Genomic DNA, 16,615 nt, shown 5'->3' with positions numbered 1-16,615 from the left:
GAAACAGATTGATCAGTTCCCGCAGCGGGAAAATCAGAAAATATGGGTAGGTTCAGTCCGTGCTGAATACACGATCTATCTGGAAGATGTCGCGGACAGGCGGGCCATGAACCTGACATAGTAAACCATTTCCGCCACGGCACGACAGCAGGAGAAGGCTAACCGTTGGGTTTTGGAATTTCCTGCGATCCGATCAGGATCGAAGCAGGCCGCCGCGTAATCAGGCGCGACACAACAGCCAGCCGACATGCCGCCAATGCTGTCATGGGAGGTACGTTTTCGTACCCGGCCAACCGGATAGACCACATGATAACGTAGTCTGGCTGACGGATGATTTTATAAATGGGGAGACCGGATGGTGGGTGCGACAGGGATTGAACCTGTGACCCCCGCCGTGTGAAGGCGATGCTCTACCGCTGAGCTACGCACCCATCCGCTTCGGTGGGGCCTTAATAATCCAGTCGGCCGGGGTGCGCAAGGGGGAAAAATACACGGCTGTTGCTATTTCCGGCCCGGACGACGGATACGGTAGGCCAGAGCTTCGGCAATATGGGGGCGTTCGACATCAACGGCGGCGGACAGATCTGCAATCGTCCGCACCACACGCAGCAGGCGGGTAAAGCCACGGGCGGAAAGGTGCATCTTTTCAGATGCCTGGACCGCAAAATCCCGAGCCGCCGCCGTGATACGGAAATCATCGATCGGGGCTTCGGCATTGCGGGCTTCGCCCTGCCGGTCATGCTGGCGGGCTACAGCTTCCCTGACGCGTGCAGCGACGGTGGCGCTGGGTTCACCGCCCGTTGTTTCGGCAATGCGGGTCAGGGGCATCGGTTCGACATGCACGGCCATGTCCACACGGTCCAGCAGCGGACCGGACAGGCGCGTCTGGTAATCCTCGCCACAACGCGGGGCCTTGCGGCATTCCTGCGACGCATCGCCCAGATAACCGCATTTGCACGGATTCATCGCCGCGATCAGCTGGAAGCGGGCAGGGTAGGTGACATGGGCGGCAGCGCGGGCGATGGATATGGATCCCGTTTCCATGGGCTGGCGCAGGATTTCCAGCGCGGAGCGAGAGAATTCGGGCAGTTCGTCCAGAAACAGCACGCCGCGATGCGCCAGGCTGACCTCACCGGGGCGGGCGCGGGCGCCCCCACCGCTCAATGCCGTGGGGCTGCTGGAATGATGCGGGTCGCGAAAGGGCGGCCGGGAGACCGGCTGCCCGTCCTTGAGCAGGCCGCCAATGCTGTGGATCCGGCTGATTTCCAGCATCTCGGTGGGGGTCAGGTCGGGCATGATGCCAGGCAGGCGCGCAGCCAGCATGGATTTTCCAGCCCCCGGCGGTCCCACCATCAGCAGGGAATGACGACCGGCGGCGGCAATTTCCAGCGCCCGGCGTGCGGTTTCCATGCCACGGATATCGGCAAGGTCGGGCAGGGCGGTCAGCCCTTCATCCATGCGCGCAGGCAGTTCAACCGGGTCGATGACCTGCTGCCCACGGAAATGGTTCAGCAGTTCGGGCAGGGAACGGATGGCGAGGATATCCATATCCTCACTGGCCCAGCGGGCTTCCACGCCCTGACTGGCGGGGCAGATCAGCCCCAGTGACAGGCCGGCCGCCGTCATGGCGGCCGGCAGCACGCCGCATACGGGGTTTACGCCGCCATCCAGCGACAGTTCACCCAGTGCTGCGTAACGCTGCGCCATGTCACCGGGCAGCAGGCCCATGACACCCAGCAGTGCAAGGGCGATGGGCAGGTCGAAATGCGATCCTTCCTTCATCAGGCTGGCAGGCACCAGATTGACCACGATCCGCTTGGCCGGCAGGGCGAGACCCATGGCGGACAGGGCCGCGCGCACGCGTTCGCGCGATTCATTGACGGCCTTGTCCGGCAGTCCCACGACCAGAAATGATGGCAGGCCAACGGATAGCTGGACCTCGACTTTGACAGGAACGGCTTCGATGCCGGAAAAGGCAAAACCACAGATGGATGCAAGCGCCGTATCAGTCATGGCACGATGATGCCGGATTGTAGGCGGCTTGGCCATTATGGAACATGGCCGAATGGGTCAGATTCTGGCGGATGTGGATCCGCACGGCGCTATTTGTTGGCATAATATTTCTTATAGAACTTATGGATGTGAGCGAAAGGGGACTTGCCCGGCTGCTTCATATCCTGTCCATCCCATCCCCTGTGCGTTTTCCTGCACAGCACGATCCCAACTGGATCAATCCGGGATTCAATTCATGTGTTCCGGACCATTGTGGCGGATATGATACAGTGACGCGCGATACCCATATATCGCGCGTCACTTACGTAAGGTTCTTAACGAATTGCTGGAAATGCCTGTCCTTGAGACGTTGCGCTGATTCTAGCCGTCGTGGACCATGTCCAGATCGGCAAAGCGCGTGAACTCCCCTTCGAAGAACAGGTGCACCGTCCCTGTCGGCCCGTGACGCTGTTTTTCCAGGATCAGTTCCGCGCGGTTATGCGCAAGGTCCATCTTGCGCTGCCACTCCTCCATTGCGGTGTGGTACTTGTCCTGTGAGTCAAAGGAGGTTTCCTTGGGCTGGCGCTGCTGCAGGTAGTACTGGTCACGATAGACGAACATCACCGCATCGGCGTCCTGCTCGATCGATCCTGATTCACGCAGGTCCGACAGCATGGGCCGTTTGTCTTCCCTGCTCTCGACCTGACGCGAAAGCTGCGACAGGGCGATGACCGGTACCGACAGTTCCTTGGCCAGTGCCTTGAGGCCCTGCGTGATCATGGAAATTTCCAGCACGCGGTTTTCCGCCTTCGCCCCCACCGATGGCCGCATGAGCTGCAGGTAATCGACCACCACCAGACTTAGTCCCTTGGTACGCGCAAGCCTGCGGCAGCGTGTGCGCATGGCCGACAGCGTGATGGCGGGCGTGTCGTCAATATGCAGCGGCAGTTGCGCCAGTTCGCGGCTGACCTGCACGAAACGGTCGAATTCCTTCTGGCCCAGATCGCCACGGCGGATCTTTTCACCCGATACGCTGGCCTGTTCGGACAGGATACGGGTGGCCAGCTGTTCGGACGACATTTCCAGCGAGAAGATGGCCACCGACCCCTTGGGTTTGGCATCGGGCGGGGCGTTACGGATTTCCTCCATGATCGCCCGCGCGGCGGAAAAGGCGATCTTGGTGGCCAGCGCCGTCTTGCCCATGGCCGGACGCCCTGCAAGGATCAGCAGATCGGATGGGTGCAGGCCGCCGGTTTTCTTGTCCAGGTCACGCAGCCCGGTGGTCAGCCCCACCACGTCGCCACTGCGGTCGAAGGCCTGCTGCGCGATTTCCAGCGCATCAGCCAGCGCACGGTCAAAGGACTGAAAGCCGCCATCCTGTCCCTTTTCCGTGGCCAGTTTGAACAGCGCTTCCTCACTGGCGGCGATCTGGCTGGGACCGTCAAGGTCGGAACGCGCGCCAAAGGCGTTGTTGACCACGTCCTGCCCGATGTCGATCAGCTGGCGGCGTATCCACGCATCATGGATCACACGCCCGTAATCGGCAGCATTGATGATGCCGACCATGGATGTCAGCAGTTTGGCAAGATACGCCGTGCCGCCAACGGAATCCAGCACGCCGGTATTTTCGAATTCGGCCCGCAGCGTGACGGGATCCGCAAGCTGGCCGCCTTCGATACGGCGGGAAATAGCGTCATAGATGCGGCCATTGACCTCATCGGCAAAATGCGCGCCGGTCAGGAAGTCGGATACGCGGTCATAGGCGCGGTTATTGGTCAGCAACGCGCCCAGCAGCGCCTGCTCCGCCTGTATGTTGGCAGGCGGCAGGCGCTGCGAGACGCCAAGAAGCGAGTCCGTTTGCCCGGACTCTGCGGAGGGAGGATTCTGGATCGTATTCACTCCCCCATCCTACCCGATCCCCCCATGCGACCGGAAGGGGCATGATGGACCGCGGGTATGTATGGACGTGCGTGTCAGCCGCGACGGGCGCGCACCAGCCGTTCCGCCCGGTGGATGACGGCGGTGGCCATGCCGTGGACCGTATCCGCCCCGTAGCGCTGCAGGATATCGTGTCGGGCGGCCCGGCCGATCTGCATGCACAGGTCGGGGCGTGCATAAAGGTGGAGGATCTGTGCAGCCAGGGTTTCCGGCGTCGAGGCGGGCAGCAGGAATCCGTTGACCCCATCGCGGATAATGTCGGGAATGGCGCCGACGGGCGTTGCAATGACCGGCAGGCCCACCTGCATCGCCTCATGGACCGCGATGCACAGCCCCTCGAAATGGGAGGGCTGCACATAGACATGTAGCCTGTGGCAGAATTCCAGCGGGTCCGGCTGGAACCCCTCGAAACTGATGGCATCCGCCGCCATTCCGGCCGCCAGCGCCTGCAGCGCCATCATCTGCGACCCGCTGCCGCACAGTGACAGGTGAATGCGCGCATCCGGCCGGGTTGCACGGATGACACCCATCGCGCGCACCAGCAGCTGCATGTTCTTTTCCGGTTCCAGCCGCCCCAGCGATCCGACATGGAAGACCGCACCGTCCTGCCCGTCCCATGGGGTGGTCGGCTGTACGGCCGCATCCGCCATGAACAGCGGCCATGTGCAGATCCGGTCGGGTGGCAGGCGTAGCTGGCTGCACGTGACGCGGGCCACATATTCGGAATCCGCGACCCAGAATGCGCTGAGGTGACGGGTACGACGCAGCATGAAACGGTTGGCGGGCTTGAGAAACGCGCTGTGCTGCCAGCTGACCACGGGAATGCCCAGCATCCTGCCGATCGCCTGACCATACAGGGTCGCGCGTGTCAGTGATGTCCATAACAGGTCAGGCCGGTTGGCACGGACATAACGCAGCACCTGCCCCAGTGACGCGAACCGGGCGGGATCGCGGTCATCCACGATATGGTAATCGATGCCGGCAGCCTCCAGCCAGGCAATGGCGTTGCCAGCCTTGCGCGCCAGCGCCACGACCCGAACCGTGTGCCCGCAGGCGCGCATCATCCCGATCACGGCAGGCAGTGGCCGTTCGGCCCCGCCGCCGTTCAGGCTGTTAATGAGATAGAGGATACGCATTCATTACCAACAACAGATCCGGCCAGGGCTGTCCCTGCCGTCATTTCTCGGAACCGGAACACCGGATATGCAACGGCGGAAAGGCTTAATAGGGCAGTTTTCCCCATTAGAAAACAGCGGCCGGACACCGGGCGTGCAAATTGCCCGCCCGCATCATCCTGCCCTGACCGCTTGCCAGGTGCAGGTACGTGGCATTGCCGGGTTGTATGATCATGCGTTTCTTATTACGCGTCGTGGATACTTTCCGTGGAAAATGGTTCATGACCGTACTCAATAATACGACCCTGCCCCATCTGCCGGGCAATATCCTCGTGCCTGCCTATGACCGGAGCAAGGTGACACCGGGTATTGCCCATATCAGCGTGGGCAATTTCCATCGTGCCCATCAGGCGGTCTACATGGACCGTGTGCTGGGCCGTCCCGGTCAGGCCGGCTGGGGCCTGCTGGGCATAGGGTTGATGGAAAACCCGCATGAGGCCGAAAAAGCACAGGACATGGCGGCGCAGGACGGCCTGTATTCCCTGACCGAATGTGCCCCCGATGCGCCCAATGTGGTGCGGGTGATCGGTTCCATCACGGAATACATGTACGCCCCCGCCGATCGCGCGGCCACCATCGCGCGGCTGGCCGATCCGGCAATCCGCATCGTCAGCATGACCGTGACCGAAGGCGGCTATTATGTTGATGAAAACGGCGTATTCCCTATCGATCACCCCCTGATCGCCGAGGACCTGAAGCGCGCGGTGCCGCATACCGTGTTCGGCCTGCTGACCGAGGCGCTGCGCAAACGGCGTGAAAGCGGTGCCGGGCCGTTCACCATCCTGTCGTGCGACAACCTGCCCCAGAACGGCCATGTCGCGCGTACCGCCTTCCTGGGCTGGGCGCGCGCGCGTGACGCGGGGCTTGCGCAGTGGATCGAGGAAAACGTTACCTTCCCCTGCACGATGGTCGATCGCATCACGCCTGCCGTCCATCCCGATGATATACGCCGGCTTGATGCGGAAAGTGGACTTGATGACCGCATTCCCGTCTTCTGCGAGGATTACATCCAGTGGGTGGTGGAAGACAAATTCTGCGCTGGCCGCCCCGAACTCGACGCCGTGGGCGTGCAGTTCACGGATAATGTCCAGCCGTATGAGGAGGTGAAGCTGCACATGCTCAATGCCTCCCACTCGCTTCTGGGCCTGTCTGGCGTGCTGTCGGGGTATCGCGTGGTCAGTGAAATCATGGAAGACCTGAATGAGGTCACCCTGGTCGAGCAGTACCTTGCCTTTGACGCCGAACCCCTTCTGCATGCTCCGCCGGGCATGGCGCTGACCGAATATGGCAGGCGCCTGCTGCACCGTTTCCGCAATCGCGCGATCAGTGACCAGCTTCTGCGCATCGCATCAGACAGCACGTCCAAGCTGCCCATGTTCATCAAGAGCACGGCCATGGGCGTGATCGCGCATAAACGCCCCGTGGAGCGCATTGCCTTTGTCGTGGCCTGTTACGTCGAATACCTGCGCGGGCATGATGACAAGGGACAGGCCTATGCCATTGTCGAACCGCACCTGACCGATGGGGACCGGGTGAAGGCGGCATCGCCACGGCTGGAGGATGCGCTGGACATGGGTGCCTTCGCCGGGTGGGAACTGGGTGATGACCCCGGATTCGTACAGGCCTATCTGGCCCTGCGGCAGTCCATTCGTGCCAATGGCACGCGGGCGACGCTGGCAACGGTTGTATCCAAAGGGAAATAGACGTTCAGGGTGCTGAAAACGCACCCTGAAATATTGTGACACACGATTTATTCATCAAGTTAGGCTTGACCCGGCGGGAAGTCCTACGTTTTCTCATGGGAGAATGTTCGGACTGTATCACGGTGATCAGGAAAACTTATGAATAGCCTTATACGCTCGGCTCCTCTCCTGGCGGCAGCCATAGCCGTCTGCGGCCTGACAGGTCTTTACCTGTTGGGCGGTGGCCTGTGGCTGTGCCTTATCGGAGGGTCTTTCTACTATGTTGTCGCGGGTGTCCTGCTTCTGGTGACGGCGTTCCTGCTGTTCCGGCGGCAGGCATCCGCGCTTGCGGTTTACGCGGTCCTGCTGCTTGGCACGATGGCGTGGGCCGTCAGTGAAGCCGGGTTTGACTTCTGGGCGCTTGCGCCGCGTGGGGATATCCTTGTTCCCATCGGGATCGTGCTGGCGCTGCCATGGGTGACGCGTCACCTGCAGCCTGCGGGCATGGGCGCGCGCATGCCCCTGCTGGGCGCGATTGGCGCGGCCGTGGTCGTGGTCGGTTTCGCCCTGATGGGTGACCCGCAGGATATCGCGGGCAACCTGCCCCCGGTGGCCAAGGACGCCCCCGAACCCGGTGACGCCCACCAGATGCCCGATGGCGACTGGCAGGCCTATGGCCGCACGCAGTTCGGGGACCGTTTTTCCCCGCTCAGGCAGATCAATGCCGATAATGTCAGCAAGCTGAAAGTCGCGTGGACATTCCGCACCGGCGACCTGCGTGGTCCCAATGACCCCGGTGAAATCACCGATGAGGTCACGCCCATTAAAATCCGTGATACGCTGTATCTGTGCACACCCCACCAGATCCTGTTCGCGCTCGATGCAAAAACGGGCAGGCAGCGGTGGAAGTTCGATCCCAAACTGGCGTACAACCCCACCTTCCAGCACCTGACATGCCGTGGCGTGTCCTATCATGAGGACAAGGCCGGGGCGGAGTCCGCTGATGGGAATGCGACACCGGTGGAATGCGCACGTCGTATTTTCCTGCCCACCAATGACGGACAACTGTTCGCGCTGGATGCCGAAACCGGTGCCCGTTGCGCGTCGTTCGGCAATAATGGCGTAGTGAACCTGCAGGACGGCATGCCCGTCAAGACGCTGGGCTTTTACGAACCGACATCGCCCCCCGTCGTGACCGATACCACCGTGATCGTGTCCGGTGCGGTGACCGACAACTATTCCACGCATGAACCCTCGGGCGTGACGCGCGGGTTCGATGTGCATACCGGCGCACTGAAATGGGCGTTCGATCCCGGCAATCCCGACCCGAACGAAATGCCGTCCGAACACCACACCTTCGTGCCCAATTCCCCCAATTCGTGGATCACGTCGTCCTATGACGCCAATCTGGACCTGATCTACATCCCGATGGGCGTGCAGACGCCTGATATCTGGGGCGGCAACCGCGGCGCGGATGCCGAACGCTATGCCAGCTCGATCGTGGCGCTGAACGCATCCACCGGCAAGCTGGTATGGAGCTATCAGACCGTCCATCATGACCTGTGGGACATGGACATTCCGGCCCAGCCCAGCCTGGTCGATATCCGTGACGAACAGGGTGAGGTCATCCCCACGCTGTATGCCCCGGCCAAGACCGGCAACATCTTCGTGCTGGACCGTCGCAATGGCCATCTGGTCGTGCCGGCGCCCGAACGGCCCGTGCCGCAGGGGGCAGCGCCCGGCGATCACGTGTCGCCCACGCAGCCCTTCTCCCAGCTGACCTTCCGCCCCAGCAAGCTGCTGACCGATGCGGATATGTGGGGTGGCACGATGTATGACCAGCTGGTCTGTCGCATCATGTTCCATCGCCTGCGTTATGATGGCACGTTCACGCCGCCATCGCTGCAGGGCACGCTGGTGTTCCCCGGTAACCTGGGCATGTTTGAATGGGGCGGCCTGGCGGTTGATCCCATGCGCCAGATCGCGATTGCCAACCCCATCGCCATCCCGTTCGTGTCCAGGCTGATCCCGCGCGGCCCGAACAACCCGGCAACGCCTGACAAGTCCCTACCCTCAGGCAGCGAAAGTGGCGTGCAGCCGCAGTTTGGCGTGCCCTATGGCGTTGACCTGCATCCGTTCCTGTCGCCCTTTGGCCTGCCGTGCAAGCAGCCGGCATGGGGCTACATGTCCGGTATCGACCTGCGCACCAACAAGATCGTGTGGAAGCACCGCAATGGCACGATCCGTGACAGTGCGCCGCTGCCCCTGCCCATCAAGATGGGCGTGCCCAGCCTTGGCGGCCCGCTGACCACCGCGGGTGGGGTCGCGTTCCTGACCTCCACGCTGGATTATTATATCCGTGCGTATGACGTGACCAACGGCCGCGTCCTGTGGCAGGACCGCCTGCCTGCCGGTGGCCAGTCCACCCCCATGACCTATGCGGTGGATGGCAAGCAGTACATCGTGACCGCTGATGGTGGACACGGATCGTTTGGCACCAAGCTGGGTGACTACATCGTCGCCTACAGCCTGCCTGACCAGAACTGAGCCGTGCATGGCCGGGGAAGGATTTTTTCCTTCCCCGGCTTGACATGGCCGGTTCCATCTATATTCATTGGTATATAGATATCGCTGTGACAGGACACTGCAAATCCATTTATTCAGGGGTTTGCAGCGATCCTGCTATATTCATATTATAAATAAATAACTCTTATTACAGCTTTGATCTTACGCGCCACCAAACGGCTTGATTAGGAAACGGTAATACAAAGTTTCCGCCGTGGCGCCGATGTTCCCGCACATCCGGCAGTTCCGGTGCCTTCAGGACAGCGCAACGACGCGCTGTTTCTTGTGTTTCGCGCCATACCGGCACTGGAACCGGGCGGATGATACGGGGTGATATGATGACTTTCACAACCGCGAGAACATCGTGATTAAGCGTATTGCAGCAGCGATTGTGGGAATCGGTGTCGCCGGTGGCGTCGGGTTCCTTGCCTATGCGTGGTATCCGGCCATTGCGCCGGTTGCACCGCCTCCTCCTTCCTCTTTTTCCGCAGCACAGATTGAACGCGGGCGCGTGCTGGCCGCTGGCGGCTACTGCGCCGAATGCCATACCCGTACGGATGGCAAGCGTGGCGTCGAGCTGGCGGGCGATTACAAGATGGACACGCCCTTTGGCGCCATCTTCTCCTCCAACATCACGCCTGATCCCGAAACGGGTATCGGCCACTGGTCGGAAGCCGCCTTCAAGCGCGCCATGCGCAAGGGCATTTCGCGTGACGGCACGCAGCTTTTCCCGGCCTTCCCGTTTGACCACTTCACGCACATGACGGATCAGGACATCGATGATGTCTATGCCTTCCTCATGACACGGGCGCCGGTGCATTCGGTCAAGCGTGACAACACGGTGGGCTTCCCCTTCAATATCCGTCTGGAACAGGCGGGCTGGAAACTTCTGTTCCTGCATGAAGGGCCGCTGAAGAACGATCCCGCCCAGGATGCCGAATGGAACCGTGGCGCGTATCTGGCCGAAGGGCTGAGCCACTGCTCGGCGTGCCATACGCCGCGTAACCTCATGGGTGCGGAAAAGGCCAGCGCGCCGTATGATGGCGCCCCGGTCGATAACTGGATCGCGCCGCCGCTCAATGAACACAATCCGACCCCGGTTGTCTGGACCGAGGACGAGTATTTCAAATACCTGCGTTTCGGATCGGCCCCGCTGCATGGCAGTGCCGCCGGACCCATGTCGCCCGTGGTCCATGGTGGCCTGAGCGAGATGCCGGAATCCGATGTGCATGCCATTGCGCATTACCTGGCCCAGATCGACCATTCGGCAACCCGTGTCAGCCAGGATCCCAAGGCGATTGCATGGGCCATGCAGGCATCCATGAAGGATCTGGTCGGCCCGCAGGTGAACCCGAACGCGAAGCTGTATGCCGGCGCCTGCGCCGCATGCCACGCCAATGCCGGACCGCAGCCGGTTGAAGGCCGCCCCGACCTGGCGCTGAACAACGCGCTGTGGCTGGATGAGCCGACCAACCTGTTCCAGGTCATCCTGCGCGGTATCGGCACGACGGAAGGTATTTCCACCGTTTCCATGCCCAGTTTCTACCATTCCTTCTCGGATGCGGATCTGGCCCGCCTGGCGGCCTACCTGCGTGCGACCCGCACGACCCTGCCGCCGTGGACCGATCTGGAGAAGAAGGCTGGCGAGGTTCGCAAGACCCTGCCTGTCCCCCCTGTCGCGTCGTCCCATTGAGCTGAAAGACGGAGCTAGAACATGACGACCTTTCGCCTCAATGGACGGGAAGTAACCGTTGACGTACCGGGTGATACCCCCCTGCTGTGGGTCATCCGTGACGAAGTTGGCCTGACCGGAACGAAATTCGGTTGCGGTATCGGCATGTGTGGTGCGTGCACCATCCATATCGGTGGCCGGGCCACCCGTTCCTGCGTGACCCCCGTCAGCGCCGCCGAAGGCGCTGACATCACCACGATCGAAGGCATCGATCCCGAGGGTAATCACCCTGTCCAGCAGGCCTGGCGTGAAATCCAGGTGCCGCAGTGCGGCTACTGCCAGTCCGGGCAGATCATGCAGGCCGTGAGCCTGCTGAAGGATTACCCCTCTCCCACGGATGAGGAAATCGATGCCGTCATGGCTGGCAGCCTGTGCCGGTGCATGACCTACATTCGCATTCGTGAGGCCATCAAGAAGGCCGCGGCCACCGCACGCGGAGATGCATCAAATGGGTAGATTAAACCGCTTCCGCCTTGGCAAGGACGGACGCCGTGAACAGGCTTCCCTGTCACGTCGCGGCTTCCTTGTCACCTCCCTTGGCGCCGGCGTCATGTTTGGCTTCGCGCGTCCTTCATCCGCCAACCAGATTTTCCCGCTCGACCGGTCACTGCCGGGCGACGGGGCGTTCGAACCCACCATCTGGTGTTCGATCGCACCCGATGGGGAAATCACGGTCAACATCATCCGCGCGGAAATGGGGCAGCATATCGGCACCGCCCTCGCCCGCATCATCGCGGATGAAATGGAAGCCGACTGGAGCAAGGTCCGCATCAACTACGTGGACACCGACCCCAAATGGGGCCTGATGGTCACCGGCGGCAGCTGGTCGGTATGGATGACATGGGATGTCTTCCGCCAGGCCGGTGCTGCGACGCGCACGGCCATGGTCGAGGAAGGTGCGCGCCTGCTGGGTACCACACCGGACAAGTGTACGGTCGCCAACAGCATTGTCAGCGCCGGTGGCAAGCAGATCAGCTTTGGCGACATCGTGGCCAAGGGGCACCCGTCCCATTCCTTCACGCCAGAGGAAATGGCCAAGCTGCCGCTCAAGCCCGCCAGTGAACGCAGACTGATCGGCAATGCCGAACTCAAGGCGCTGGACATTCCCGCCAAGACCAACGGCACGGCCATCTACGGCATCGACGCCAAGGTGGAGGGCATGTTGTACGGCCGCCCCAAGATGCCGCCGACGCGCTATGGCTCCAAGGTCCGTTCGGTTGACGATACCGAGGCCAAGAAGATCAAGGGCTATGTCCGCTACCTGCTGATCGATGATCCGTCGCAGGTCGTGCAGGGCTGGGTCGTGGTGCTGGCGGAAAGCTACAGCGCCGCCATCCGCGCGACCGATGCGCTGAAGGTGGAATGGACGCCGGGTGAGACGATCCACACGTCAGAACGCGACATTCAGGACCGTGGCCGCGAACTGATCAACAACAAGGCGGGCGGCGTCTACATCTTCAATGATGATGGCGTAGACCAGGCCTTCGGTAGTGCGCACACGGTCATGGATCAGGAATATACCTGTGCATCCGTGCTGCATTACCAGCTGGAACCGACCAACGCGCTGGCCTTTGAAAAGGACGGTGTTTACGAAATCCACGCCGGTAACCAGTGGCAGAGCCTGATCCTGCCCACGCTGGCCAAGTCGCTGCAGGTGCCGGAATCCAAGGTCATCCTGCGCAGCTACCTGCTGGGTGGCGGGTTTGGCCGTCGGCTGAACGGGGATTACATGATTCCGGCTGCCCTTGCGTCCAAGGCACTGGGTGGCAAGCCGGTCAAGCTGATCCTGACGCGGTCAGACGACATGCAGTTCGATTCCTTCCGCTCGCCTTCGGTCCAGCGTGTCCGCATGGCGTTTGACGCCAGCGACAAGATCACCTCCATGGATTACCAGGCTGCTGCTGGCTGGCCCACGGGCGTGATGGCCGAAGCGTTCATGGAAAAGGGCGTGGATGGCAAGCCGTATGACCAGTTCGCCATCGCGGGTGGCGATCACTGGTATGAAGTCGGTGCCTTCCGGGTGCGTGCGCTGCGTAATGACCTGGCGGAAAAGACATTCCGTCCCGGCTGGCTGCGTTCGGTCAGCCCCGGCTGGACCAGCTGGGGGATCGAATGTTTCCTTGATGAAGTCGCGCACCGCCAGAAAAAGGATCCGGCGCAGTTCCGCCTTGAACTGCTGACCGCGCAGGGCCGCAACAAGGGACAGGCACCCGATTCTGTTGGTGGCGCGCTGCGTCAGGCCGCTGTCGTGCGCAGGCTTATGGAAAAGGTGAACTGGGGCAAGACCAGCCTGCCCAAGGACACCGCGATGGGCCTGGCCACCACGGCAGGACAGGAACGCGGCATGCCGACATGGATTGGCTGCGTGGCGCAGGTGCATGTGGATCGCAGCACGGGTGTGGTGACATGCCAGAAGCTGACGATTGTGGTCGATGCGGGTACCGTGGTCGACCCCGATGGCGCGAAGGCCCAGACCGAGGGCGCTGCGCTGTGGGGCCTGAGCATGGTCCTGTTCGAGAACACGGAAATCGTCAACGGCATGCCGGTTGACCGTAACCTGAACACCTATACGCCGCTGCGTATTGCCGACACGCCGGAAATGGACATCGAGTTCCTGCCCAGCACCGAAAAGCCGATGGGCTTGGGTGAACCCGGCACGACGGTGGTCGGTCCTGCAATCGGCAATGCCATCTTCAATGCCGTGGGTGTGCGCCTGCGTCATATGCCGGTCCGTCCGGCGGATGTGCTGCGCGGACTGCAGAACAGCTAGGTGGATACAGCCTGAATACGAAAAACCCCGGTATGCGATGCAGGCCGGGGTTTTTTATTGTCTGGATTGGCGAGTATTAAAAATCACTGATAAGGAACAGAAGTTTTCGGGGGCCGCCTTTTTTCAAAAAAGGCGGCGTTCTTTCAAGGCCTTCTAAAAAAATCGTCACCAGAAACGTCTTTATGATCTGCCGGCATATCAATGCGGCCGCATGCCCATGCAGGCCGCGAGTATGGCCAGAAAGCACAGTTCCGCCAGGCATATGACAAACCACTGCAATGTCATGTAACCGCGCGGCATGGCCCCGCGTTGCCACGCCATGCGTTCCACCACGGCGGAGGCGGCAAATCCCACAATCAGGATCAGCAGCCCGATCAGTTCATGAACCGTTGCCGCACACAGCCCCACCCAGCCGATGAAGGCAGGCCCCCCCCCCATGGCAAGACGCAGGTTGGTCAGGCGCTGCGTGCCGCCCGCGGGGATGATGTCGGGCTGTTCCAGCGCCAGCCCCCAGTGGACCGCGCCAAGGAAGGACAGCATCACCGCCCCGTACCCGACAGCAGCCGTCAGCAGGCGCGGCGTATGGTCGGGGGTCAGGAACAGGATCGCGCATGTGCAGCCAACCAGTGGCAGCAGGCTTGCCAGCGCAGTGATGATGGCAAGCAGTGGCAGGCGTTTCACGGCGGGTCTCTCCTATCTTATTATGTTGTGCATAGCCTACTCTGGCATGATGCGCGGCATCTGTTATCGTGTGGGCAGGATATGCATGCGGTCGTATGCCGTATCCCCATAATGTCAAATCTGAGGAAACAGATACCATGAGCGCCATTATCGATATCATCGCCCGCGAAATACTCGACAGTCGTGGCAATCCCACCATCGAGGTGGATGTCGAACTGGCATCCGGCGCAAAAGGTCGGGCTGCGGTTCCTTCAGGCGCGTCCACCGGCGCGCATGAAGCTGTTGAACTGCGTGATGGTGACCCGAAACGCTATGGCGGCAAGGGTGTGCTCAAGGCTGCGGGCCATGTCGAGCATGAAATCCTTGAAGCCCTGCAGGGCGTGGAATCGACCGACCAGGTTGCCATTGACGAGGCGATGATCGACCTCGATGGTACACCCAACAAGTCCCGCCTGGGGGCAAACGCGATTCTGGGCGTGTCGCTGGCGGTGGCCAAGGCTTCGGCCGAGGAACTGCAGACCCCGCTGTACCGCTATGTCGGGGGCGTGTATGCCCGCACCCTGCCCGTGCCGATGATGAACATCATCAACGGTGGCGAACATGCCGACAACCCCATCGACATTCAGGAATTCATGATCCAGCCCGTGGGCGCGCCCACGGTGACGGATGCGATCCGCATGGGGTCGGAAATCTTTGCCCAGTTGAAGAAAAGCCTGTCGGGTGCCGGTTACAACACCAATGTCGGTGACGAAGGTGGATTCGCGCCCGCGCTGAAATCGGCCGATGAGGCATTGGGCTTCATGATGCGCGCGGTCGAGGCGGCAGGATACCGCCCCGGTGACGACGTGACCTTTGCACTGGATTGCGCCGCGACCGAGTTTTACAAGAACGGGCGTTATGAACTGAAGGGCGAGGACAAGAGCCTCGATGCCGCTGGCATGATCGCCTACCTGGCCGATCTTTCCGCCCGCTACCCCATCATCTCCATCGAGGATGGGCTGGCGGAAGATGACTGGGAAGGCTGGGCCGAACTGACTGCCAATCTTGGCCACAAGCTGCAGCTGGTGGGTGATGACCTGTTCGTGACCAATCCCGACCGCCTGCGTCGTGGCATCAAGGCCGGCGTCGCCAATTCCCTGCTGGTCAAGGTCAACCAGATCGGTACGCTGAGCGAGACGCTGGAAGCCGTGCAGATGGCGCAGCATGCCGGTTACACGGCGGTGATGAGCCACCGTTCGGGTGAGACGGAAGACAGCACCATTGCCGATCTGGCGGTGGCGACCAATTGCGGGCAGATCAAGACCGGGTCGCTTTCGCGTTCGGACCGGACGGCGAAATACAACCAGCTGATCCGTATCGAGAACGAACTGGCCACGGCCGCCCGTTATGCCGGGCGCACGATCCTGAAGAACGGGTGACATCCCATGCCGGACGGGGTAATCCCGTCCGGCAACAGGATATGGCGGGGAAAGGGTTACGATGCAGCTGGGCAAGATCATGAAGCGCGTGCTGGGGGCGACCATCCCCCCTGCCCTGTTCATCGGGCTTACGGCCTATTTCGGCTGGAATGTCATGCGGGGTGAACATGGGCTGCACAGCTATGCCGCACAGCTTCACCTGCTGGACGAAGCACGATCCGCCCAGAAAGATGCCGCGGCGGAACAGGAAGTCTGGCTGCGCCGCGTGCGCGGACTGAAGGAAGGGGCGCTGGATACCGACCTGCTGGATGAACGCGCGCGCTCCATGCAGAATCTGGCCCGGCAGGATGAAATCGTCGTTCCCTATGGGGAGCACGACCACCTGTATTGATCGCCCGTCTGGCAGGCACAAAAAAACCCCGGAAAAAATACCGGGGTTTTTTTGTATCCGTTTGCGCGGAAGATTATTTGATCTTCGCTTCGCGGAAGGCCACGTGCTTGCGGGCGACGGGGTCGTATTTGCGCATTTCCATCTTGCCGGTCTGGGCGCGGGCGTTCTTCTTGGTCACGTAGAAGTAGCCGGTGTCCGCCGTGGAGACGAGTTTGATCTGGATGGTGTTGGTCTTGGCCATGATATCCTCAGCACTGCTTTGCCGCTGCTG

Annotated in this window: 12 protein-coding genes and 1 tRNA gene; 7 read left to right on the top strand and 6 right to left on the bottom strand. The window is 61.4% G+C overall.

Translation table 11 applies throughout. The features are described 5' to 3' along the window. Positions 1 to 356 precede the first annotated feature (356 nt). The 4 genes from AC1RQ9_RS09125 to AC1RQ9_RS09110 all read right to left on the bottom strand — a co-directional run bounded on the left by AC1RQ9_RS09125 (position 357) and on the right by AC1RQ9_RS09110 (position 5,066). Positions 357 to 431 (bottom strand) — tRNA-Val (locus AC1RQ9_RS09125). Positions 432 to 501: 70 nt separating this feature from the next. Continuing rightward, positions 502 to 2,013 (bottom strand): YifB family Mg chelatase-like AAA ATPase, encoded by a 1,512-nt coding sequence (locus AC1RQ9_RS09120; RefSeq protein WP_485986579.1) that lies wholly within the window; start codon positions 2,011 to 2,013, stop codon positions 502 to 504. Positions 2,014 to 2,373: 360 nt separating this feature from the next. Next, positions 2,374 to 3,882, bottom strand: coding sequence for a replicative DNA helicase (locus AC1RQ9_RS09115; RefSeq protein ID WP_485986603.1), 1,509 nt, complete (start codon positions 3,880 to 3,882; stop codon positions 2,374 to 2,376). 83 nt (positions 3,883 to 3,965) lie between these two features. Further along, positions 3,966 to 5,066: a glycosyltransferase family 4 protein gene (locus AC1RQ9_RS09110; protein ID WP_485986578.1), complete on the bottom strand. Its 1,101-nt coding sequence runs from the start codon at positions 5,064 to 5,066 to the stop codon at positions 3,966 to 3,968. Positions 5,067 to 5,326: 260 nt separating this feature from the next. On the opposite strand from AC1RQ9_RS09110, the gene AC1RQ9_RS09105 reads away from it, so the two are divergent. The 5 genes from AC1RQ9_RS09105 (at position 5,327) to AC1RQ9_RS09085 (ending at position 13,854) form a co-directional block, all read left to right on the top strand. Next, complete coding sequence (locus AC1RQ9_RS09105; RefSeq protein ID WP_485986576.1) at positions 5,327 to 6,808, top strand: mannitol dehydrogenase family protein; 1,482 nt, start codon at positions 5,327 to 5,329, stop codon at positions 6,806 to 6,808. 138 nt (positions 6,809 to 6,946) lie between these two features. Continuing rightward, positions 6,947 to 9,334, top strand: coding sequence for a glucose/quinate/shikimate family membrane-bound PQQ-dependent dehydrogenase (locus AC1RQ9_RS09100; RefSeq protein WP_485986575.1), 2,388 nt, complete (start codon positions 6,947 to 6,949; stop codon positions 9,332 to 9,334). Positions 9,335 to 9,716: 382 nt separating this feature from the next. Next, positions 9,717 to 11,045, top strand: coding sequence for a c-type cytochrome (locus AC1RQ9_RS09095; protein ID WP_193732075.1), 1,329 nt, complete (start codon positions 9,717 to 9,719; stop codon positions 11,043 to 11,045). A gap of 21 nt (positions 11,046 to 11,066) precedes the next feature. Further along, positions 11,067 to 11,540 (top strand): (2Fe-2S)-binding protein, encoded by a 474-nt coding sequence (locus tag AC1RQ9_RS09090; protein ID WP_010507850.1) that lies wholly within the window; start codon positions 11,067 to 11,069, stop codon positions 11,538 to 11,540. Further along, a complete protein-coding gene (locus AC1RQ9_RS09085) occupies positions 11,533 to 13,854 on the top strand; it encodes a xanthine dehydrogenase family protein molybdopterin-binding subunit (protein ID WP_485986573.1) in 2,322 nt (773 codons plus the stop codon). Before AC1RQ9_RS09090 ends, AC1RQ9_RS09085 begins: the two co-directional genes overlap by 8 nt. 198 nt (positions 13,855 to 14,052) lie before the next feature. On the opposite strand, the gene AC1RQ9_RS09080 is transcribed toward AC1RQ9_RS09085, so the two are convergent. After that, positions 14,053 to 14,535, bottom strand: a complete 483-nt coding sequence (locus AC1RQ9_RS09080; RefSeq protein ID WP_485986571.1) for a DUF3429 domain-containing protein — start codon at positions 14,533 to 14,535, stop codon at positions 14,053 to 14,055. Positions 14,536 to 14,672: 137 nt separating this feature from the next. On the opposite strand from AC1RQ9_RS09080, the gene eno reads away from it, so the two are divergent. Together eno and AC1RQ9_RS09070 are read left to right on the top strand one after the other, a co-directional pair. Continuing rightward, positions 14,673 to 15,953 (top strand): phosphopyruvate hydratase, encoded by a 1,281-nt coding sequence (gene eno / locus AC1RQ9_RS09075; protein WP_193732072.1) that lies wholly within the window; start codon positions 14,673 to 14,675, stop codon positions 15,951 to 15,953. A 61-nt stretch (positions 15,954 to 16,014) separates the two neighbouring features. Next, positions 16,015 to 16,344, top strand: a complete 330-nt coding sequence (locus tag AC1RQ9_RS09070) for an FtsB family cell division protein (protein ID WP_193732071.1) — start codon at positions 16,015 to 16,017, stop codon at positions 16,342 to 16,344. A gap of 73 nt (positions 16,345 to 16,417) precedes the next feature. On the opposite strand, the gene rpmG is transcribed toward AC1RQ9_RS09070, so the two are convergent. Then, positions 16,418 to 16,585 carry a 50S ribosomal protein L33 gene (gene rpmG / locus AC1RQ9_RS09065; protein WP_003620129.1) on the bottom strand — a complete coding sequence of 56 codons (168 nt, stop codon included), beginning with the start codon at positions 16,583 to 16,585 and terminating at the stop codon, positions 16,418 to 16,420. Between the last annotated feature and the right edge of the window lie 30 nt (positions 16,586 to 16,615).

This window comes from Komagataeibacter ossonobensis (genome assembly GCF_057359305.1).
Note: the sequence above shows the minus strand (reverse complement) of the source record. Positions and strands in the feature narration are given on the sequence as shown.